Below are 21335 nucleotides of genomic sequence, written 5' to 3'. Positions count from 1 at the left end.
TGTTTCCCTCTTAACCAAAAGAATTTACTGACTTTTTGAATACTCCAAAAACTTGGAATAGTCCAGTGCATAAATCTAAGGTGTGCGTAGTCAATTTCAATGCTGTATTTCTTGATCAGCCCGGAAATTTCCATCCGCTGGATTCGCTCTCTGACCGAAGAGGGAGAAAGGCCTACGGTACGGCCTAGCTCTGCAAAAGAAGCTCGGGAATTTTGTCGCAATTCCGTCAATATCTTCAAATCAAGGGTGTCTGCCATCCAATCAATGTTATCTGATTGTAAATAACACTGATTTGATGGAGAATCAACAGATCTTCAATCGATTCAATTTCCTGAAATACCGATTCCGTCTTAGTTTAGCGTCCTCCAAACCGGACTATTACCTGTTTATCAAAGCATTAACTTCTCTATTTGCCACCTTTATGAGCGCATTTCATTTCGCCTTCAAAGTGAAGGATTTAGCATCCACCCGAAAATTCTATGTCGAGATATTGGGGTGTCAAGAGGGCCGGTCTACGGATACCTGGCTTGACTTTAACTTCTTTGGAAATCAACTTTCAGCGCACATAAGCGACAATTTTCCGGAATTGGATTATTGCGGAAAGGTCGATGGAATTAAGGTTCCGATTCCACATTTTGGCTGTCTCTTGGAGATAAATGAGTTTGAGCTCGTTCAGCGGAAGTTGGAGGAGGCCGCGATTGAATTTGTCATCAAGCCACAAAAAAGATACTCCGGAAGTGTGGGGGAGCAACTTACGATGTTTGTATTTGACTTCAGCGGCAATCCTATCGAATTCAAATCCTTTACAAATAGTGATGAAGTGTTTTCGTAAAATCTTCCACTGATCAAAGCGTCTTTGGACAAAACTGATCGTATTGAGCCAGGGTCAGGAAAACTCATGGATGTATGTTTACAACATATCTTCCCTGGGCTTTTCCATCCAAGAGCTTTTGGAACAGATCCGGTAATTGGTTTAAGGAAACCTCGCTGACCAGGTTATTTAGCTTGTCAGGCTTCCATTCATTGGCCAGTAGCTTCCATATTTTCTCTTTATCTTCAATAGGTTGCTCTACAGAGTCAATTCCGATAAGCTTAATCCCTCTAAGGATGAATGGGAAAATGCTGGTTTCGAGTTTGGCGCCGGCAACATTTCCGCAACAGGTGACGGTGGCATTATAGTTAGATGACTTCAGAATTCCAGATAGAATCTCTCCGCCCACGGTGTCTATACCCCCGGCAAACTCCTCGCGAGCTAGGGCTTTTGCATCGTATTTTTTCACGAATTCATCTCTGCCAATCACTTCTTTTGCGCCGAGCACGTTTGTCAAGTATGCTGTCTGATCTTTGCCGGATATTGCCAATACTTCAAAACCCAATTTTGATAAGATGGATACAGCCACACTGCCTACCCCTCCTGTAGCTCCGCTCACGACGATTTTTCCACTCTCAGGAGTAATGCTATTCGTTAGTAAATGATATACTGACAGGCCAGCAGTAAGTCCGGCAGTGCCAAAGGCCATGGAATCAAATAGCGATAGCCCCTCTGGGAGTTTAACTGCCCAGTTGGCTGGAACACTGATATACTCGCTAAATCCTCCCCAGGTATTCATGCCTAGATCGTATCCTGTCACTAAAACCCGATCACCGGGATCAAAAAGTGTGGATGTTGATGAAACCACTTCTCCAGCGGCATCTATGCCTGGAATATGAGGGAATTTTCTTGTTACACCTTTGTTTCCTGAAGCGGAGAGCGCGTCTTTATAGTTGACCGATGAATAACTGACTTTAATTAAAAGATCATTCTGTGGCAAATCAAGAGAGTGGATTTGTTCAATATTCGAAGTAAACTTTTCCTCTTCTTCTCGCACCAGAAGTGCTTTAAATTGGTTTTCCATGTTATCGTTTTTATTAAAATTGATGAATAAACAAATACTATCCAACGACTTACGTTTGCTTCACATACTGAACCAAACTATAGTTTTACTGATAACCAGCGAGAAAAAAATATGTTTGAATTAGAAAATATCGAGTTAACCTGTCCATCAGATGTTTTTTTGAAAGTGATTAAAGGCAAATGCAAAACTACTCTGATCGTGATGATCAAAAAGGGAAGGAATAGGTTTAGTGAGATGAAACGGACGCTTCCCACTATTAGTGAAAGAATGCTCGCAAAACAATTGGACGAGCTTGAAAAAGATGGCCTAATCACCAGAAAGGCTTTTCCGGAGGTTCCTCCGAGGGTAGAATATTATCTTTCTGAGTATGGTGAAAGTCTTTACCCAATAGTCAGGGAAATGAGAAAATGGGGATACTTGCATATCGAGAAGCAGGAAAGAACAGAAGGAGATAAGGGAGAATAACGGGCTGGATCTGCTACAAAAACCCAGGCAATAAATTAGGCTGCTTTGGGTCGGGCTGATTTTTCCAGGTCAAAATTCCTCGATACCGGGCATCCTTGCCAGGCTCTAAACCCGATAGTGCAGGATGGGAAATGGCTGTTAAAATCGAAAATTATTCGACGTTCAAAAGACCGTTTTCCGAAATGGTATTTTGACAAACGATGTATCTCTTTGATTAAGTCACCTGACAATCAGTCTTTCAGAAATAGAGAGCCCAGGGTGACGAAAATCGATCAGATCGTGGATTACCTCGATTTACCAATAGCCCAAAAACCTGATGATTTTGTCCTGCTCAACCAAGGTTCTGCTCCATAGAGTTTCCGTCAATTCGGACAAGGAGGCCTTTTCTGAGCTTTTCAAGCGATACCATTCCAAACTGGTTTCGTTTGCTTCCTGCTTTTTGTCCGAGCATGAGGAAGCCGAAGACATGGTGTCTGAGGTGTTTGTGCGGCTGCTTCAGAAAGGGGAAGAACTTCAGGATATCGAAAACTTTGAAGGCTACCTCTATTATTCGGTCAAGAACCAATGCCTAAACCAGCTGAAGAAAAACAAGCGGAAGAATAGGCTGTTTACCCAACTTGATCAGCAGGATCTAAATACGGGGGAATACACCCAACCCCTTCAGCAACTACTGACGACGGAGCTGCGACAGAAGATCGCGTCATGCGTGGATAGCCTGCCACAAAAACGGAAACTGGTGTATAAGATGGTCAAAGATGACGGCTTGAAGATCGGTGAAGTCGCCAAGCTGCTGGATATTGCCGAGAAGACGGTTAAGAAGCACCTCGAATTGGCCGTTCGGGATCTAAGGACGGAGATTGAGCTTTACCAATCCACCCACTTCAAACAGACAAAGATCGTATCTATCATCTCCAAAGTCGGTGTTTTGGGATCGCTGCTGCTTTTGGATTTCCACTTTTTCAGCTGGTAGGAGAAGCAATCCGATAGCTTTTCCCAGCGATACATCTCCATCTTCCACAAGAGTGCTTTCTCCTTAATATTCCTTTCAAATAGTGTTTTCCGGTAGGATATACTGGTAGGCTGAGTTACGGGCGAAAAATATTTTAGAAAATATTCAAAACCCATTACGCCTTTCTTCAATCAGGATTGTCTATTAAGATGTGAAAGGACCTGAAGACCACATTGACAAAATTCTCACCAGCTGGCTGACCAATACTGCCACTCCGGAAGAACTTCAAATCCTGGAAGACTGGGCAAGTCAGGATGAAGGCAATCTGGAGTTGATGGAGACGCTGAGGAAGGTTTGGAATGAGAAAAATCCCGAACCGATTTTGGTAAATGTCGAGGATAGAATAGGGGAGATTTGGCAAAAGGGAAAGGCTGAAAAGCCAATGAGGGCTTCAGCCGGAATCTCTTGGATGAAATACGCCGCAGTCATCTTGCTGTTGGTGAGTTCCTCGTTTGCGGTTTTTTATTGGTCACAAACCAGGGAGACCCCCACGGTAGAACAGCCAACGAGTCTTCCGAGCTATGTGTTGAGGGAAAACAAGGCAGGACAAAAGACCAAGATATTTCTTCCCGACGGATCGATAGCTTATCTGAACAGCAGTTCACAAATCCAATTTTTAGAGGGATTTGTAGGCAAGGAGAGAAGGGTGCTCCTGGAAGGAGAGGCATTTTTTGAGGTTGCAGAGGATAAGACCAAGCCTTTTGTAGTCGAGAGTAGGACCGTGGAAACCCTTGCCTTGGGCACCGCATTCAATGTCAATGCCTTCGGCGATTCGAAGGTGGTCAGGGTCTCGCTGCTGGAAGGGGAAGTGAAGGTAAACCAAATCGGAAATGCCGACGAGTCGGTGATCTTAAATCCCGGGCGGCAGCTTGAAGTGGTTCCGGAAACCAGGTCTTTTTTGGAAATGCCCTTCAACGCCGAAGAGGTGCTCGGATGGAAGGACGGCAAGATGGTCTTCAACAATGCCTCCCTAAAGGAAGTAGTCCAAAGGCTGGAAAGATGGTATGGTGTACAAATTCAAGTCAAGGGAAATGTCCCGAAAAACTGGAAAGTAACTACAGAATATCAGAGTCAAACCTTGAAAGATATATTAACAGATCTCCAATACTCTAAAAAATTTGCCTATGAAATAGACGAATCCAAGATAACAATATCCTTTTAGGAAAACAGAACCAATGGGTTCGCACCCCATCGATTCTGAACCGGTTAACAAAACGTGTGGAAGCTTTTTTGTTAACCTATTAAAATACTGGTCAGTACTCTAACACCCAAAATTATGACAAATAAATCAATACAGCTAATACTGCATATGACAAAGTATTCCATCTATGGTTTTCTGATTCAGATGCTCTTGTTTAACGTGGTACTTGCGCACACCATCAGTGCCCAAAAGATTGATGAAGTATATGTTCGTGTAAATTTCTCCGAGGAAAAACTGGTCAAGGTTTTACAGGAAGTGGAGAGACAGACGGAATTTCACTTTACCATTCAGGAAAATGAGGAATACCTCAGCAAAAAAATCTCGATAAACCAGGCGAATATATCGGTTGAGGAGCTGTTGAAAGAGATCGGCAAGCAGGTTGGTCTCAATTTTCAGCAAGTAAACAGAAACATATCCATGTGGGATCCGGCAAAGGAATCGGAAATTGAGGATGAGCCGGATGGACAAGGAGCAATGGATATTGTAGGCGTCATTCGCGATGCCAATGGAATGCCTGTTCCCGGAGTGACCGTGATCGTGGAGGGTTCTACAGTAGGCACGGTTTCGGACATCGATGGTAAATATGCAATTGCCGCGGAACCCGGGGATCAGTTGATCTTTTCTTTTATCGGCTATAAATCGCAGCGAGTTGGAGTTGGTAATCAGTCGGAAATCAATGTAGTCCTCCTAGAGGATGAGCAGGCGCTTGAGGAAATTGTCGTAGTGGGCTACGGTACCCAAAAGAAAGAGGATGTCACCGGCTCCATTGCCTCAGTCAATGAAAAGACGGTAAAGGATCTCCCCGTGTCTTCGGTGGACCAAAAGATGATCGGGCAGGTTGCTGGCGTGCAGATACAGCAGGTTTCTGGTGCTCCTGGCGCGGGAACTTCTGTCAAAATCAGAGGCAGTGGTTCATTGGGGGCCGGAAACGAACCCCTTTATGTGGTGGATGGGATGCCCTATTCCGCCGGTATGAACCAATCTTTGAATCCTCTGGTATTTATCGATCCGAATAACATCGAATCCATTACCATCTTGAAAGATGCGTCTTCCACAGCGATCTATGGATCGAGAGGGGCAAATGGCGTGATCATGATCACCACCAAAAAGGGCTCGTACAATACGACCAACATTACTTTTTCGGCCATGGCGGGCGTACAGAAAGTGCCGGAGAAAGGCAGACCAAACATGCTGAATCAGCGGGAGTTTGCGCAGTTTCAGCGGGATCGGATTGATATTGAAGTGGAGTTGAGGGAAAAAAGGGAAGCAACGCTGGAAGACTATCCCCTGGAATATCGGGACTTGGATGCATTGAGCGGAGACGGTACCGACTGGTATGACTTAGTACTCAGAAATGCCCCTATCCAAGACTATAATTTTAACCTGCAAAAGGGTACAGACGATACCCGAATCAATTTCAGCTTGGGATATTTTAATCAGCAGGGCGTCGTCAAAGAGACCGGACTCGAGCGCCTCAGCAGCAAAATTGGGATCGAGTCCAATCTCAATGACAAGATCAAGCTCGGGGCATCCATCCAGCCTACCTTCATTTCGCAGAACCGGGCAAATACCAACCTGAACAGAGAAGATGTCTTGGGAGTAAGTATTTGGGCAAATCCGATCTCCACGCCCTATGACGAAAACGGGAATTTGAAACCCTATGTCGTCGCTCCCCAAAGCAAGTACCACTCAGCATGGAGTTTCGCCAATCCGCTGTTTGTACTCCAGGAGATGACGAGTGAGCAGAATTCATTTCAAAACTTGGGTCTGGCCTTCGTCGAATGGAGTATCCTTCCAAATCTTCGCTTCAACTCCTCGCTGAATACCATCCTCGAAGCCTCGAAGTTTTTCGAATACATCCCAAGTACAATCGGTGGTTCCAACCGACCTCCAACCTCTGGAACGGGAAGGTCCCGCAATAATCGCTTCAACAGCTTTGATTGGCTGATTGAAAACACCTTGAACTATGACCTGACCAAAGGTGATCACACCTTCAACGCGATGCTCGGATATACCGCTCAGAAGTATACTGCCAACAGCATCAATCTAAGCGCAAGTCCCTACCAAAACGACCTCATTACTACGATAAATGCCGCTCAGGCCATTGATGCCTGGGGAGAAGGCGTGGAGAAGTGGAGTATGATCTCGTATTTGGGAAGGTTGAATTATTCATTTAAGCAACGCTATCTATTTACCGCAACCTTTCGCTCCGACGGTTCATCACGGTTTGGAAGCGACAATCGTTTTGCGATGTTTCCCTCGGTGGCCGGCGCTTGGCGGATTTCCGAGGAGGATTTCTTCGGAGCGGATTCTTGGGTGGACAACTTGAAACTGAGAGTGAGCTATGGCAAGAGCGGGAACAACAACATCGGTAATTACGCCCATTTGGCCAACATCAGTGCCGGGTCCTATATATTCAACAACACCCAAGTAAATGGATTTAGCGTAGGGCTTTCCAATCCAGGTTTGACTTGGGAGGAGTCCAATCAGATAGACGTCGGGGTAGATTTTGATTTCTTGAAAAACAGGGCTTTCCTGGTGGTGGATCTCTTTGTGAGAAAAAGCGAAAACATGCTCCTTCAGGACGTGATTCCTGCCATCACCGGTTTTAATACCCAGACGATCAATCAGGGAAGTGTGCAAAACAAGGGGATAGAGATTGCGCTCGGCGGAACTCCCATTGCCGGTGATTTCAATTGGACGATCAACGGAAATATTGCTTTCAACCGAAATGAGATCTTGTCTTTGAACGACAATACCGTGAGGATCCTCGCGGGAAACAATGACGGCAATCCCACCCACGTCTCTGTGGTCGGCAAGCCTATCGGGCAGTTTTTTGGGTTTGTCCTCGAGGGGATCTATACGGAGGAATATTTGAGTCAGCCCGGAGTGGTCAACTCCCCCCAAGTGTATGAGGGGAATGTGAAATACAAGGATGTGAATGGAGACGGTATCATCAATGACGTCTTGGATTACACCATCATTGGCAACCCACATCCCGATTTCATCTTCGGCTTGACCAACAATTTTTCTTACAAAAATCTAGACTTGGGAATCATCATCAACGGCCAATATGGCGGCCAAGTGATGAATGGTTTGAGACAAACGACCGATAACCTCCAGGGATTCTTCAATGTGGATCAGGACTGGGAAAACAGATGGAGAAGCAGGGATGAGCCGGGGGATGGCATCCACTCCGGAGTGCCTAAGGTGCGTCCCAGTTGGGGACACCGGGTGTCTACCTTGTGGGTAGAAGATGCCTCTTATCTACGGATTGGAAACTTGACCTTGGGCTACACCATTCCAGAGAGTCTGGTCAAGAAGCTCAAGGTGGTCAAAAGCTCAAGGCTGTATTTCACGGTTCAGAATTTAGCCATGTTCACACAATACAAGGGTGCTAATCCTGAAGGTCAGGCCGCAAACCAAAATAACACCTTGGTTCCAGGTTTTGATATGACTTCGTATCCGCTTTCCAGGACCATGTCAATGGGCATAAACCTGTCTTTCTAATCGGATTTTATCAACCCATTATTTCTAACTATTAATTGTAGCGACATGAAAAAGTTAATATATATCCTTTCATTATTCATCATAAGCTCGTGTTCCCATGATTTTCTGGATATCTATCCCGAGACCACATTGAATGAGGGGAATTTTTACCAGTCCGAGGAGCAGTTTATCATACTGGCCAACGGCTGTTATATTCCCTTGAGGGATTTTGAGAAAAACACGCATTGGGTGATCTCGGAGCTCATATCCGACAACACAAGCTTTCAATACAATAACAGGACAGGGGAAGCAGTACGGGGAGTGATTGACCAGTTCATCATCACTGCGGAAAACCGAGCCTACGCCGATTTTTGGAACCTATCCTACAACGGAATAAACAGATGCAACAAGCTTCTGCTGGAGATAGAAAGACCAGAGGTCAAGTGGTCGGACATCGGCTATAAGCACCGCTCTTCTGGTGAGGCTTTGTTCTTGCGCGCACTTTACTACTTCAATCTGGTAAGACAGTATGGCGGAGTTCCCTTGGTTTTGAAGCCGATCAGCGCGGACGAGGCACTACAGATGGATAGATCTGAGGAGACCGAGGTCTACAACAGCATTGTCAGTGATCTGAATGCGGCCATTACAGAGTTTGAATCAGCAAGTAATCTCAATGAAAATGGACGCGCCAATCTGTATTCCTCCTACGCACTCTTGGGCAAGGTTTATTTGACCCTCAAAGATTACAGCAAAGCTGAAGCTGCGCTGAAGAAAGTGATGGACTCCAACAAGTACGCCCTGCTTGCGAATTATGCAGATTTGTTTAATCCGGGAAGCAAGGACTATAAAGAGACCATCTTCAGCGTGCAATATTCTGAGATCAACCGGGAACTCTCAAACAGATTTATCTTCATGTTTGCCCCATGGACGTCAGCAGGCAGTATCACCATGAGACCAGCCATCAATATGACCTCTGCTGGCTGGAATATGCCGACTACGGACCTCAGGAATGCATTTGAGGAAGGAGACCTGAGGAAGGGTGTTTCGATCAAAATCTGGAATGGCCCGGACTGGGACGGTGTGGTCAGGGATATAGCCTATACCGGCAAATACCAGCGGCCTATCTCCGCGCCTGACGACCGAACTGGCGACAATGTGCCGGTGCTGAGGTATTCTGACGTATTGCTGATGTACGCAGAGGCGCTCAACGAACAGGGAAGAACAGGAGAGGCCCTTGCCTATGTGCAGCAAGTTAGGAACCGGGCGGGCTTGACAGCTCCTTTGTCGGGATATGATCAGGCCTCTCTGGCAAATCTGATTGCCAAAGAACGGCAGGTGGAGTTTTGTTTTGAAAATCAACGTTGGTATGATCTCAAGAGAACCGGCAAAGCGGTCGAGGTGATGACAGCCCATGGCCAGAGGGAGAAGGCCGAAAAGGATTTTCTTTTCAGCTCTGCTTATCAGATAGCTCCTTATAAATTACTGGCGCCCCTTCCCGCGGAGCAGATCTTGATCAATGGCTTGGAACAGAATCCCGGTTATTAAGCACGATGTAAGGGGAACATGGAGGAATGAGAAGCCAATTTGTTTCACCCATCCGCTACTCAGTCTCCGGAAAACCGGATTGAAACCCGGCCTCATCCGAGAATAATACAATCATCAATCCACATATGAACCATGTTTAAACGCATTCATAAAGACTTTAAGTTTTTACTCTTGGCTCTGGGAGTCTTGTCGGTCCTGGGATTCAAATCCATCCAATCGAAGGCTCCTGCGGAGAAAGCCGCCCCGCCCAACGTCATCTTCGTCCTTGCCGATCAATGGCGCTCAGACGCAGTGGGCTATGCGGGTAATAACGAGGTCATCACTCCAAACTTGGACAAGCTGGCGAAAGAGAGTTTGGTATTTGAAAATGCCGTGACCGTTATGGCGGTATGTGCGCCTTGGAGAGCAAGCTTTCTCACAGGCCAATATCCCCTGACCAACGGCGTGTTTTACAATGACAAACCGCTTCCCAACGAAGCCTTGACTCTGGCAGAGATTTACAAGGAAAAAGGCTACCAAACCGGATACATTGGCAAATGGCATCTGAATGGACATGCCAGAGATGAACATCCCTTCAGTGCCAGAGACAAGCCGGTTCCAAAAGACCGTAGGCAAGGGTTTGACTATTGGAAAGTGCGGGAAGTGACCCACGACTACAACAACTCCTACTACTTTGACGAAAATGACGAAAAGCAATTCTGGAAAGGTTACGATGCCTTTCCCCAGACGGACAGCGCCATCTCCTATATCAAAAGAAACAAGGAAAACCCGTTTCTGATGATGCTTTCATGGGGGCCTCCGCACAACCCTTACCATACCGCGCCCGAAGAGTACCGAAAGCTCTACGACCCAGCCAAGATCACACTTCGGGACAATGTCCCGGGAGAGCTACGGGATAGCGCAAGGCAGATCATCGCCGACTATTATGCTCATATTACTGCGCTGGATAAGGCGATGGGGGATCTCTTGGCAGCTGTCGAAGAGGAGGGTTTATCCGACAACACCATCATCGTGTTTACTTCTGAGCACGGAGACATGTTGTTTTCCAAGGGCGTTTTGCGAAAACAGAGACCCTACGACGAGTCGATCAAAGTGCCGATGCTGATCCGGTATCCCGAGAAACTGACGAAGCCCCGACAGATCACCGGACCCATCAACACGCCGGATTTACTGCCGACGCTGCTGGGATTGAGCGGGATCAAGATTCCGGATACAGTAGAAGGGACGGACTTTTCGAAGCCCTTGATGAAAGGAACCGACATCAGCAATGAAGGAGCCTTGATCATGTTGCCGGTGCCCTTTCACGAGTGGAAGTTTTCAAACGGTGGCCGGGAGTTCAGGGGGATCAGGAGTGAGAGATATACTTATGTGAAAGATTTGAAAGGGCCTTGGCTGCTGTACGATAATCAGACGGATCCTTTTCAACAGAAGAATCTGGTAGGAATACCCGAATACAAAGGCCTCCAAGACAAGATGGAAAAGGTGCTTCAAGCCAGACTAAAACAAACCAATGACAAGTTTCTGCCGGCCGATGACTACATGACGCAGTGGAACTACCTCTATGACGACAAGGATAGTCTCCGAAATGATAACTATCTCATGATCAATCGGTGATGCAAGATTTGGTCTTTTTTGGAAGTCCTCACTTTGATTCCTAGAAGCATCGATCCGGAAAAACCAACAGGCTAAAAAATTGAAAACGGGCAAGATTCTGTAAAAGGGGTCTTGCCCGTTTTTTTGCTGCTTAGAAATGGGACAGGTGAACCTATGGCCCTGAAACTGTTCTGTTAATGTTCTATCATAGAAAAACCCTGAATTCGAAAATCTTCCGCTTGACTATTTCAGCTTGGATAAGACTACTATTTTATCAGGAAAACAGGGTAAAACTCCTCTATGAAGTAATCGAGAAGCAACCAGAGCTAGTTGATTTGTTCTTCGCTGTTCTTTACTGCGATAAAAGCACTTTTCTTTTGGAAGAATTCGAGGGTGGAGCGTTGTGTAGCTTTCTGAAAGCGAATTATCCGCGCTATTGTTTATTAGTTCAACATCTTTCTACACCGGATGACCTTAGGTAATTGCCTATTACTGAATTGAAGGACGCTTTTGATGATAAAGTGAGTGAAGGTTTGAGAAAAGGCAGTTCAGCTGGAAATAAGATTGAAAAGGTTTAGTCAGAACCTTTCGGGCATTTATCACTATTTCATAAAAAAACCTGCAAATCTATGATCTACAGGTTTTTGTGGAGCTGGCGAGAATCGAACTCGCGTCCAGATAAGGAAGCACCGTACCGTCTACATGCTTAGTCATCGGTTGTTTTTTCGATCAGAATATGCTGGATGACACACCTTGTCCTGACTTAGCTACCGAGTCTTAAGCCTGCTTAATAGCATCACAGGCAGCAGTCCAATCAAGTCGACACCCCGGAATCCACCCCGAAAGGACGGGGGGCGGAGGGATGTGGCTGGGGAATCACTCTCGTGACTCAACCCTTTAAGCAGTCTATCCTAAAAGGTTAGATTAAGCAGCCATGGCGTAAGAAGTTTCGCCATTTATCATTCGTATGAATCTTTCAAGGCCGTACATACTCCAGCTTGCATGCGAGCCCGATGGTTACACTTACTGTCAAAACCGGTCAGCCCCATTTGAAATAGGATGACAAATGTAATTGAATTTTGGTTCCAAGAGCCAAGGGATTTACGATTTATGAAATACGATTTACGAGCAAAATAGTGCCCTTCGACTCCTCCCAAGGCGGAAGTCGTGTCAGGCAGAGCGGAGTCGAAGCCGGAATGATAAGTGAACTTTAGACAGTGCTAATCAACTCTTCCGGCGAATTTTTCATTTTTTCAATCTTCCAATTTTCACTCCTTAAGCCTCAATTGGTTAGCGAAAAACTTTCCCGAAGGGCATTTTTCCACCTGTCGGAATATCGAGTTTTTTATATCTTGCAGCGATGGAAAACTTCGTCGTTTCGGCAAGAAAATACAGACCGGCAGATTTCAAAAGTGTCGTGGGGCAGCAGCACATCACCACCACGCTTCAGAATGCCATTAAAAATAACCACCTGGCACAGGCGTTTCTCTTCTGTGGACCTCGTGGTGTAGGCAAGACGACCTGCGCAAGAATCTTGGCCAAGACGATCAACTGTGAGAACGTCTCTAAGGACAACGAAGCCTGTGGCAAATGCGAGTCCTGTGTTTCCTTTCAAAACAACGCTTCCTTCAATATCTATGAGCTTGATGCGGCCTCCAACAACTCGGTAGACGACATCAGAAACCTTGTTGATCAAGTGCGCTATGCCCCGCAAAAAGGCCAGTACAAGGTCTATATCATTGATGAGGTTCACATGCTTTCGACCGCGGCCTTCAATGCGTTTTTGAAGACGCTGGAAGAGCCGCCAAAGTATGCGATTTTCATCTTGGCCACTACGGAAAAGCACAAGATCATCCCGACCATCCTTTCCCGTTGCCAAATCTTTGACTTCAACCGGATCCAGATCAAGCACATCTCGGAGCACCTGAAGCATATCGCGGAAAAGGAAAAGGTGGACTATGAAGAGGAAGCCCTTCGACTGATCGCTACCAAAGCGGACGGAGCTCTCAGGGATGCACTTTCTATCTTTGACTTGATCGTGACCTATTCCGCCGGGAAAAAGGTGACCTACCAAGAGACCATCGATAACCTCAACATTCTCGACTACGACTACTATTTTAAAGTCGTGGATGCGCTTTTGGCGGAGGATCTGTCCGCAACGCTCTTGATTTTTGATGAGATCCTGAAGAAAGGCTTTGACGGACATAATTTTATCGTGGGCCTGAGTGAACATTTTAGAGATTTGCTAGTGGTGAAGGACGAGGCGACTGTCGAACTCCTGCAGGTATCTGAGTCGGCTCGGGAACGCTACCTTCAACAAACCCAGCAAGCTTCGGTTTCTTTTTTGCTTTCGGCTCTCAATCAGGCCAATCTATGTGACATCAATTACAAGATGAGCAAAAATCAACGCTTGCATGTGGAGTTGGCACTGATGAAAATGGCCAAACTTCCTCAGGCCTTTAGACTGGCAACACTTGCCAGTGTCGAACCAAAAAAAAAAGCCTGAGTGAACAACCAGATTCCGTAGCCGAGTCAGCGAAGGCCGCTGAACCTGCACCTGCTGATTTTTCCACTGCGAAAAAAACTCCTCTTAAGACCACTATTTCCATCCCAACCAGCCTCAGCCATACCAAGAAATTGGTGGATGACAAGGCCAAGGAAAGCGAGAATGCCAAGGTGGTTTTGACTCAAGAAACGGTAGAAATAAAACCCACCGGATCTTCGGTCGCACTGACGCAGGAACTGTTTGATCAGCATGTCTACGCCATCCAGGAGCATTTCAGAGTCGCTGGCAAAAATATGGAACTTGCGATCTTGGATCAGCAGATAAAAGTACGAGAAGGGGGAGAAGTTGTCCTGGAAGTAATGGGGCACATGCAGGAAGAGATTGCAGGAAAAATCAAGCAGGAGCTGGTCGGCCTGATCCGAAAGTTGACGGGAGCGGGTCGAGTACTCATCACCGTTGAGCTAAAAGAGGAGGTTGACAATGGTAGACCGAAACTATATACAAACACCGACAAGCTCAATTTTCTAAAGGAAAAGCATGCCGCGTTGGCCGAGTTTCAGCGGAAGTTTGGACTTGAAGTCGACTTTTAGAAATCCAGAGAAATCCCAAAATTGATCAGGTTTTGTAGCTGTACAGCCTGTTTCTTTGAGCCATCGTCCTGTTGGATATAGACATTTTCGTCGTAGATCAGGGCGGTCTCGATTCTGGTTGAGATGAATTTGTTGACTTTTAGTCTGATGATCGAGTTGAAATTGACTACCATGTTGCCGAAGCTTTCATAGTTGGAAAAGAGGTTGAGGTCGGCCTTCCAGGATACATTTTCCATCAGCTTGAAGTCCACCAGCCCTACGGCAAAGGACATTCCTGCCTCGGCGCGGACGTTTTCTCCGGGGATCACCCCAAAGGCTCCAACACTACTCAAGGAATCATTCATTACGATCGTGAATCGACCGGTGAAAGGGGAGACGATCATTGAGATCTTTCCTTTGTTTTCATAAGTTTTTCGCAGATTCAAACCTGTCGAGGACTGTAGGTAACCTGGCGAAAGGAGGTCGGATATTTTGGTCCGGATTTCAAATTCACTCCCGGCGGGCTTAGAATATTTATAGCCGGGCAGGAGCTGGGTTCGGGCATCCAACTGCGTACTCAGATACATGAGTCGAGAGATCTGTCGACCGTAGTTACTGACGAAGACAAAATTGTCGTTGGTTTTACGGGTTTGATACGATCGTGCTCCTTGCCTGTTAAAGCCCAGATTGACGGTTAGTTGCGTGTCCCAAACTTTGGAGTCCTTCTTGTAGTTGGCAAAAAGGGAGACGCCCGAGTTGAGCGCAAACGAACTCGATCCACCCGCCGCCCAGTTACTCAGCGCGACCTGCTGGATGTTGAGGTTATAGTTGCCGCCGGTTTTCCAGAAAATTTCCTTTATCGGCTCATCAATCAAGATCGAATCTCCCAGCATGAGCAGGGTGTCACCATTGATCAAAACTGTATCGGGAATAACCAGGCGATCTTGACCAAAGGAAGAAGCGCTAAAAAGGAAAATCAGGATCCCGGTGAAAAGGAAAATCTTACTCATTAATCGATGGTTTGACAGGCAAATCAGGGCGTGAAGATAACCAATTTCTGGCCTATGCTGATGATGTTTTGGCTTCCGATGTTATTCCAGGACTTTAATTCATCGACTGACACGCCATATCTTTTGGAGATTGCAAAAAGGGTCTCGCCCTGGCTAACGCTGTGGGTGACTCGGTTGGCTGTGGAGGCCTTTTGGCTTTCAGGCTGTGGTCTTGGCGTATATTCTACGGTTCGATTCTCGGTTGCCCTTGGCTCGGAGGCAGCGATTTCGGTTCGCTGCTGCTGTACAGGTAGAGCGACAGGAACGATCTGAATGTCCTCTCCGCGTTTTCTAGGGTCGATCAGGTTCAATACCATGCCGGCCTTCAGGTCGGAGTCTTTTCTGATTCGATTTTTTGACTTTAGAGATGAGAGTCGTAGACCATATTTCTGGGAGATGGACCAAAGCGTTTCTCCCGGCATCACGATATGCGTTTCGACCTCGGCGCTGGTTTTTTTCTTTTCAGTGTAGTAGTACTTCCCGCTCTCGATTCGATCGTTGGCATCCAAGTCATTTAGCTTGAGGAATTTCTTTTCCTTAAGCCCGATTTCCTGTGAAAATCTTTCTGGAGAGGTGGTTTTTGAGGCTTGGACCCCATCCAGTTCATTGACTGTGATTTGGTTTGGTTGGCTGGCTTTGGTCGTATTTCCGGAGATCCTCGGAAAGGAATTGGCCTGCTTGTAAGCCGGAGAGTTTTTGGAAGAAGCTGTTTGCTTCTGATTCGTCTTAGGCCTGGTTTCGGTCTTGATCACCGCAGTCTCAACTGGCAGTGAGCCTTCTTTGACAAAGAATATGGTATATGATCCCGCTGGGATCTTCCCGTGACCTGCCCATTTGTTGTATTCCTTGAGGTGGCTCTCAGTCACTCCAAATCGCTTAGCCAGTGCCGCCATGGTAGCAGGCCCCTGCACGGTGACTTCGGTCAACCGTTGCTGATTTGAAGCAAACATTACGGTTTGGTTTTCAAAAGCGATCTTATGAGCGAGGAATTTTTTAAAGTACCAGTGCGTATTTCTGTCGACTTCGACAACTTTTTTGCCGGAATATTGGGTGCCAAAGTAGCTTTTGGCGCCTCCCAATCCCATTTGATAGGAGACCAAGGCTGTCATCCAATTATCGAGTTGATTGTTGTGTTTCTTGAGATAGGCTGCAGCTCCGCGCGAGGAGGCTGCTATGTTTTTGCGATCATCGATCTGCGCATCTACCCTCATCCCGACTTCCTCGGCTGTTCCCTGCTTAAACTGCCAAAATCCTACCGCATTGGACGTGGAGACCGCATCGGGGATCAGTCCACTTTCTTGGATGACGAGGTATTTCAGGTCGTCCGGCACGCCCTGATTACGCAACTCTCGCTCCACGATCGGGAGATAGAGGTTTACCCGTTCCTGTTTCACTTTGAAATAGGATGGGTTTCGGTATTGAGCGTCGACGTCAAGCTGGATCTCGCGCTGTGCCTGCGAGGTGATTTTCAGAGTCAGATCGGCAAATTCCAGCTGTGCCGGAACCTGTGGGATCTGTGCCAAAAGCGGATGAATACTGAGTAATTGGACTAGAAAAAGGAGGGGGAGGAGGTGTCGGGATTTCATCGAAAGGTACTTTCGTTTTACTTTTCCCCTGCCTGCAAAAATGATTCCCTTTTTGAAGAAATCAGAGTTTTCTAGCCATTAAGACTCCATCGCGAATGGGAAGTAGAACATTCTCTACGCGCGGATCAGCCTGGATTTTTTGGTTGAAATCCAAAAGCGCCTGAGTGTCCTTGTCAACCTTTTGTCCTTCCTCGACCAGGATCTTGCCTGACCAAAGGACATTGTCTGCCAAAATGATCCCGCCACTCGAAACTTTGTCTATGACCAAGTCGAAATATTCTGAGTAGTAAAACTTGTCAGCGTCGATAAAAACCAAGTCAAAAGGCCCGGCTAGCGTAGGAATCACGTCTCTGGCGTTGCCAAGGATGTAATCGATTTGTGAGGCAAGCCCACTTTCCTCAAAAAATCCCCTGACCATTGGTTCCAATTCGTCATTGATGTCGAGCGTGATTAGCCTGCCGTCTGGTCGTAGTCCTCGGGCTAGGCAAATGCCGGAATATCCCGTGTAGGTGCCGATTTCCAGGATGGTTTTTGGTCGGAGCATCTTTGCGAAAAGCTCCAGCATCTTACCCTGGAGGTGACCGGAGATCATCCGTGGCATGAGGACTTTTGCCTGAGTCTCTCGGACGATCTTCTTGAGAAGTGCGTCCTCTGTGCTGGTGTTGGCTTCGCAGTAGGCCAAGAGGGCCGGATCAAATAGTTCCATCGGTCAATTGGGGGTGTAGATGAGGTGGCTGAGTTGGCTGGGATCGAAGATGTCCTGCGCAATTTCCTGAATTTCTTCCGCAGTTGCAGACCTGATTTTGTCAAAGATCTTCTCTAGCGGATCGATCTTGTCATGGTCAATGAGGCTTTTGCCATAGACCAGCATGAGCGCGGCGTAGTTTTCCTCAGCCATGGCCATCTGTCCAATGGCCTGTTCCTTGGCCATGTGCAACTGCAGACTTCCCAGTTTTTTGCTTCTGAGTTTCTCCAGTTCCCGGTGTACTATCGCCAGCGATTTTTTTAGGGTTTTCTCTTCTGTGCCAAAAAAGATCCCGAAAAATCCCGTATCCGAATAGGTCTGATAGCTGGATTCGACGCTGTAGACGTAGCCATAATTTTCCCGCAGGGACAGATTCAATCTGCTGTTCATACTCGGGCCTCCGAGGATATTGTTGAGCAGGAAGAGTTTAAAGCGGTTTTTGTCGTGGAGGGAATATGCAGGCCGACCTATGGCGCAAAGCGATTGGGTGACGTCGCGTTCGGTTGTCTTGTGTTTGGGTTTGAAATCGTGAAAGCCACTTCTGACGTAAAGTGTATGTTTGGTGCGGATTTGCGACAGCGGTCCTTCGATCGCTTTTAGTGCTTTTTCGAAGGTGATGTTGCCCACTACGGAAAAGACGACCTTGGAGGTGTCGAGCCTGCTGGAGATGAAGTCGAAGAAATCCTGCTGGGTAAATCCTCCGACCGTGGTTTCCGTGCCCAGGATATTCCGACCAAGTGCGTGGTTTTCAAACACCAACTCGTCAAGCTCATCCTGAATTGAGTCGTCGGGAGCGTCGCGGTACATGGCCATTTCTTCCAGGATCACCTGGCGTTCTTTTTCGATTTGCTTCTCGGGAAAAGTACTGTTGAACGTTATGTCGAAGAGCAGTTCGGCTGCTTTTGGATAGTGATCTTTCAATACCGAAGCATAGAAGCAGACTTTTTCCTTGGTCGTGTAGGCGTTGAGTTCGCCGCCCAGCGACTCCAGACGGTTGATGATGTGAAAGGATTTGCGCTTCTGGGTGCCCTTGAAGGCCATATGTTCCCAAAAATGGGCGAGGCCTTCCTGCTCCTTGTCCTCATCCCGACTGCCGATGTTGAGAATGAATCCGCAGTGAACCAAGCGGGTGTGGGTGACTTGTTGATGTACTATTCGGATGCCGTTTGCCAGTTCCTTGATTTGGAGCATGAATGTCTGTTTGAAATTGAAAGTAGCGAAAAAATCAGCTTTTTATCTTCTTGGGAATACCCTTAAGTTTGTGAGCCGGGTTTTCTATGGGTTTGCTAACACGAAAACGCCGCTTTCGGTTTAATTCCCATCCTTTTATGTCGAATCCGTCTACCCCCAAAGTTTCCCTGATTATTTCGGTTTACAAGAACACGGCATTTTTGGATGCCGTGATGAAGTCGGTCGAAAAGCAGACCTTTCGGGATTTTGAAGTGATCATTTCAGAAGACGGGGAAAGTGAGGAGATGCGGCACTATCTTAGCGAACTGAAATCAGAATTCCCCATGCAGCATCTCACGCAGGCTGATGTCGGATGGAGAAAAAATCAGGCACTCAATCGGGCCATTCAAGCTACCAAGGCGGATTGGCTGGTATTCATCGATGGAGATTGTGTACTGCATTCGAGATTTTTGGAGTTTCACTGGGAGCTGGCCGAGGAAAAATCCATCCTCGCAGGCAAACGCGTCAAACTGGATCCGAAGACTTCTGAAAAACTAATTTCCGGCGAATATCCGCTCGAAAAGATGAGTAAAGCTATTCGTAAAAATGCTGCGAAGATCAAGAAAAATGGGGGCGGATTTCTCGAAGAGGGGGTCTTCATCGATCCCAAAGGCTGGCTGGGTTTTATTCCGAGACTGCGAAAGATGACACAGCTCAAGGGCTGCAATATGTCCTTTCACCGCAAAGCCATCGAAGCGATCAATGGGTTTGACGAGGACTATACAAAACCAGCGGTGGGAGAGGATGCGGATCTGGTGTGGAGATTTTTAGGACTGAACTATCAGCTGAAATCGGTGAGAAACCTTGCAGTTCAATATCATTTGTACCACAAGGAAAGCTGGAATGACCAAGAAGAAAACATGGAAATGATGCGAGCAAACCAAGCCCAAAATCAATTTGTCTGTAAAAACGGACTTAAAAAACTTAATTGAAAACTATCCAAAGAACATGAAATACAATCCGCTGCCCAAGGAACTTTATATCCGCAACCGAGCCAAATTTGCTTCGAAGCTGGCGAAGAATTCTGTTGCGATTTTCAATTCTAATGACGTCATGCCAACCAATGCTGATGGTACAATGAAGTTTCGCCAAAACAATGATTTGTTTTACCTCTCCGGAATTGATCAGGAAGAGTCGATCTTGCTGATCGCGCCGGATTGTCCCAATCCTGCGATGCGAGAAGTACTTTTTCTTCGCGAAACCAACGAACATATTGCGATCTGGGAAGGTCATAAATACACCAAAGAAGAAGCCGAGCAGACTTCCGGAATCAAAAATATCCAATGGCTTTCTGGTTTTGACCAGATACTGAATACCGTGGTGTCACTTTCGGAGCACATCTACCTCAACACCAACGAGCACCTCAGGGCCGGGATAGTTGTCGAGACTCAAGATGCGCGATTCATTAAATCTTGCAAAGAACGGTTTCCATTGCACACCTATCATCGCTCGGCCCCGATCATGCACGAGTTGAGAGCAGTAAAGGAACAGGAGGAAATTGACCAGTTGCAAATAGCCTGTGACATTACAGAAAAGGGCTTTCGGAGAATTCTGGCCTTTGTCAAACCTGGAGTGACTGAGTACGAGATCGAAGCGGAATACGTCCACGAGTTTGTCCGGAATCGTAGCAAGGGCTTTGCCTATGAGCCGATTATCGCCTCGGGTGCTTCTGCCTGCGTGCTTCATTACCTAGAAAACAACAAAGCCTGCAATGCCGGCGAGCTGCTATTGATGGATGTCGGTGCGGAGTACGGCAACTACAATGCGGACATGACTAGGACTATTCCTGTCAGCGGGAGATTCTCGGCGCGTCAACGAGCGGTGTACGAAGCGGTGCTGAGAGTTCACCGGGAGGCATCGGATATGTTGAGGCCGGGTATCAACATTCAGGATTATCACCAAGAAGTAGGCTTGATCATGCAGTCGGAGCTTGTCGGACTTGGACTGATTGATCACACTGATATCCAAAACCAGGATCCCAATTGGCCGGCCTTCAAAAAGTATTTCATGCATGGGACTTCCCATCACTTGGGTTTGGACGTGCATGACGTGGGGACGATGCACTTTCCGATCCAACCGGGTATGGTATTCACTGTCGAACCGGGTATTTACATTCCTGCCGAAGGCTTCGGAATTCGACTGGAAAACAATATCGTAATCCAGGAAAACGGCTACTTCGATTTGATGCGGAATATCCCGATCGAGGCGGAGGAGATTGAGGAGTTGATGAATAAGGGAATTTAAATGCACTAAGACATTTTACCCTTCGATACCGATACCTATGAAGGATTTCATTATAAGGCAGCAAAATTGTGTCAGTCTGATCACCTGAGACGAGAGTCTCGAGGTCGAGGACCTTTCGACTCCGCTCAAGGTGACAGTACCCCTGCTTCAGAATCAAATCACAGGCATTTCCTTTTTTGTATGTTACCAGGATATTTAAGACTCAGGGT

Annotated in this window: 17 protein-coding genes and 1 other RNA gene; 11 read left to right on the top strand and 7 right to left on the bottom strand. The window is 46.8% G+C overall.

Features of this window, described 5'->3' with window-relative positions; genetic code table 11:
* On the bottom strand, positions 1–257 hold a 257-nt coding region (locus ABD031_RS10200), incomplete at its 3' end, for an Lrp/AsnC family transcriptional regulator (protein WP_343851011.1).
* 38 nt (positions 258–295) lie between these two features.
* Here ABD031_RS10200 and ABD031_RS10195 point away from each other — a divergent pair.
* Positions 296–832 (top strand): VOC family protein, encoded by a 537-nt coding sequence (locus ABD031_RS10195; protein ID WP_343851010.1) that lies wholly within the window; start codon positions 296–298, stop codon positions 830–832.
* Positions 833–896: 64 nt separating this feature from the next.
* Here the strand turns inward: ABD031_RS10195 and ABD031_RS10190 are convergent, their stop codons facing one another.
* A complete protein-coding gene (locus tag ABD031_RS10190; RefSeq protein WP_343851008.1) occupies positions 897–1895 on the bottom strand; it encodes a YhdH/YhfP family quinone oxidoreductase in 999 nt (332 codons plus the stop codon).
* 111 nt (positions 1896–2006) lie between these two features.
* On the opposite strand from ABD031_RS10190, the gene ABD031_RS10185 reads away from it, so the two are divergent.
* The 6 genes from ABD031_RS10185 to ABD031_RS10160 all read left to right on the top strand — a co-directional run bounded on the left by ABD031_RS10185 (position 2007) and on the right by ABD031_RS10160 (position 11218).
* On the top strand, positions 2007–2360 hold the full coding sequence (locus ABD031_RS10185; RefSeq protein WP_343851006.1) for a winged helix-turn-helix transcriptional regulator: 354 nt from the start codon (positions 2007–2009) through the stop codon (positions 2358–2360).
* A 322-nt stretch (positions 2361–2682) separates the two neighbouring features.
* Entirely contained in the window at positions 2683–3330 is a 648-nt protein-coding gene (locus ABD031_RS10180) for an RNA polymerase sigma factor (protein ID WP_343851004.1), read from the top strand.
* A gap of 190 nt (positions 3331–3520) precedes the next feature.
* On the top strand, positions 3521–4531 hold the full coding sequence (locus ABD031_RS10175) for a FecR family protein (RefSeq protein WP_343851002.1): 1011 nt from the start codon (positions 3521–3523) through the stop codon (positions 4529–4531).
* Positions 4532–4678: 147 nt separating this feature from the next.
* Positions 4679–8080 carry a SusC/RagA family TonB-linked outer membrane protein gene (locus ABD031_RS10170; protein WP_343851000.1) on the top strand — a complete coding sequence of 1134 codons (3402 nt, stop codon included), beginning with the start codon at positions 4679–4681 and terminating at the stop codon, positions 8078–8080.
* A 45-nt stretch (positions 8081–8125) separates the two neighbouring features.
* Positions 8126–9604 (top strand): RagB/SusD family nutrient uptake outer membrane protein, encoded by a 1479-nt coding sequence (locus ABD031_RS10165; RefSeq protein WP_343850998.1) that lies wholly within the window; start codon positions 8126–8128, stop codon positions 9602–9604.
* Between the two features lie 132 nt (positions 9605–9736).
* Positions 9737–11218, top strand: coding sequence for a sulfatase family protein (locus tag ABD031_RS10160; protein WP_343850997.1), 1482 nt, complete (start codon positions 9737–9739; stop codon positions 11216–11218).
* Positions 11219–11841: 623 nt separating this feature from the next.
* Here ABD031_RS10160 and ssrA read toward each other — a convergent pair.
* Positions 11842–12244, bottom strand: a transfer-messenger RNA (tmRNA) gene (gene ssrA, locus ABD031_RS10155).
* 313 nt (positions 12245–12557) lie between these two features.
* On the opposite strand from ssrA, the gene ABD031_RS10150 reads away from it, so the two are divergent.
* Positions 12558–13703: a DNA polymerase III subunit gamma/tau gene (locus tag ABD031_RS10150; protein WP_343850995.1), complete on the top strand. Its 1146-nt coding sequence runs from the start codon at positions 12558–12560 to the stop codon at positions 13701–13703.
* A gap of 134 nt (positions 13704–13837) precedes the next feature.
* Complete coding sequence (locus ABD031_RS10145; protein ID WP_343850993.1) at positions 13838–14293, top strand: hypothetical protein; 456 nt, start codon at positions 13838–13840, stop codon at positions 14291–14293.
* Here ABD031_RS10145 and ABD031_RS10140 read toward each other — a convergent pair.
* The 4 genes from ABD031_RS10140 to ABD031_RS10125 all read right to left on the bottom strand — a co-directional run bounded on the left by ABD031_RS10140 (position 14290) and on the right by ABD031_RS10125 (position 18843).
* The gene (locus tag ABD031_RS10140) at positions 14290–15282 is read right to left on the bottom strand and encodes a DUF3078 domain-containing protein (protein WP_343850991.1); all 993 of its coding nucleotides are present in this window, start codon (positions 15280–15282) and stop codon (positions 14290–14292) included. The genes ABD031_RS10145 and ABD031_RS10140 overlap by 4 nt on opposite strands.
* 23 nt (positions 15283–15305) lie before the next feature.
* Complete coding sequence (locus tag ABD031_RS10135; protein WP_343850989.1) at positions 15306–16907, bottom strand: LysM peptidoglycan-binding domain-containing protein; 1602 nt, start codon at positions 16905–16907, stop codon at positions 15306–15308.
* A gap of 61 nt (positions 16908–16968) precedes the next feature.
* Positions 16969–17613 (bottom strand): O-methyltransferase, encoded by a 645-nt coding sequence (locus ABD031_RS10130; protein WP_343850987.1) that lies wholly within the window; start codon positions 17611–17613, stop codon positions 16969–16971.
* 3 nt (positions 17614–17616) lie between these two features.
* On the bottom strand, positions 17617–18843 hold the full coding sequence (locus tag ABD031_RS10125) for a M16 family metallopeptidase (protein ID WP_343850985.1): 1227 nt from the start codon (positions 18841–18843) through the stop codon (positions 17617–17619).
* A 137-nt stretch (positions 18844–18980) separates the two neighbouring features.
* On the opposite strand from ABD031_RS10125, the gene ABD031_RS10120 reads away from it, so the two are divergent.
* Positions 18981–19814, top strand: coding sequence for a glycosyltransferase (locus tag ABD031_RS10120; protein ID WP_343850983.1), 834 nt, complete (start codon positions 18981–18983; stop codon positions 19812–19814).
* Positions 19815–19830: 16 nt separating this feature from the next.
* Positions 19831–21126 carry an aminopeptidase P N-terminal domain-containing protein gene (locus tag ABD031_RS10115; protein ID WP_343850981.1) on the top strand — a complete coding sequence of 432 codons (1296 nt, stop codon included), beginning with the start codon at positions 19831–19833 and terminating at the stop codon, positions 21124–21126.
* Positions 21127–21335 lie beyond the last annotated feature (209 nt).

This window comes from Algoriphagus jejuensis (genome assembly GCF_039523455.1).
Lineage (GTDB): Bacteria > Bacteroidota > Bacteroidia > Cytophagales > Cyclobacteriaceae > Algoriphagus > Algoriphagus jejuensis.
Note: the sequence above shows the minus strand (reverse complement) of the source record. Positions and strands in the feature narration are given on the sequence as shown.

Bases quoted from the DNA above. Each gene is read 5' to 3' on its own strand.
- ABD031_RS10185 (WP_343851006.1), top strand. From the start codon at position 2,007: ATGTTTGAATTAGAAAATATCGAGTTAACCTGTCCATCAGATGTTTTT.
- ABD031_RS10125 (WP_343850985.1), bottom strand. From the start codon at position 18,843: ATGCTCCAAATCAAGGAACTGGCAAACGGCATCCGAATAGTACATCAA.
- ABD031_RS10190 (WP_343851008.1), bottom strand. From the start codon at position 1,895: ATGGAAAACCAATTTAAAGCACTTCTGGTGCGAGAAGAAGAGGAAAAG.
- ABD031_RS10195 (WP_343851010.1), top strand. From the start codon at position 296: ATGGAGAATCAACAGATCTTCAATCGATTCAATTTCCTGAAATACCGA.
- ABD031_RS10160 (WP_343850997.1), top strand. From the start codon at position 9,737: ATGTTTAAACGCATTCATAAAGACTTTAAGTTTTTACTCTTGGCTCTG.
- ABD031_RS10150 (WP_343850995.1), top strand. From the start codon at position 12,558: ATGGAAAACTTCGTCGTTTCGGCAAGAAAATACAGACCGGCAGATTTC.
- ABD031_RS10120 (WP_343850983.1), top strand. From the start codon at position 18,981: ATGTCGAATCCGTCTACCCCCAAAGTTTCCCTGATTATTTCGGTTTAC.
- ABD031_RS10135 (WP_343850989.1), bottom strand. From the start codon at position 16,907: ATGAAATCCCGACACCTCCTCCCCCTCCTTTTTCTAGTCCAATTACTC.
- ABD031_RS10165 (WP_343850998.1), top strand. From the start codon at position 8,126: ATGAAAAAGTTAATATATATCCTTTCATTATTCATCATAAGCTCGTGT.
- ABD031_RS10130 (WP_343850987.1), bottom strand. From the start codon at position 17,613: ATGGAACTATTTGATCCGGCCCTCTTGGCCTACTGCGAAGCCAACACC.
- ABD031_RS10140 (WP_343850991.1), bottom strand. From the start codon at position 15,282: ATGAGTAAGATTTTCCTTTTCACCGGGATCCTGATTTTCCTTTTTAGC.
- ABD031_RS10170 (WP_343851000.1), top strand. From the start codon at position 4,679: ATGACAAAGTATTCCATCTATGGTTTTCTGATTCAGATGCTCTTGTTT.
- ABD031_RS10115 (WP_343850981.1), top strand. From the start codon at position 19,831: ATGAAATACAATCCGCTGCCCAAGGAACTTTATATCCGCAACCGAGCC.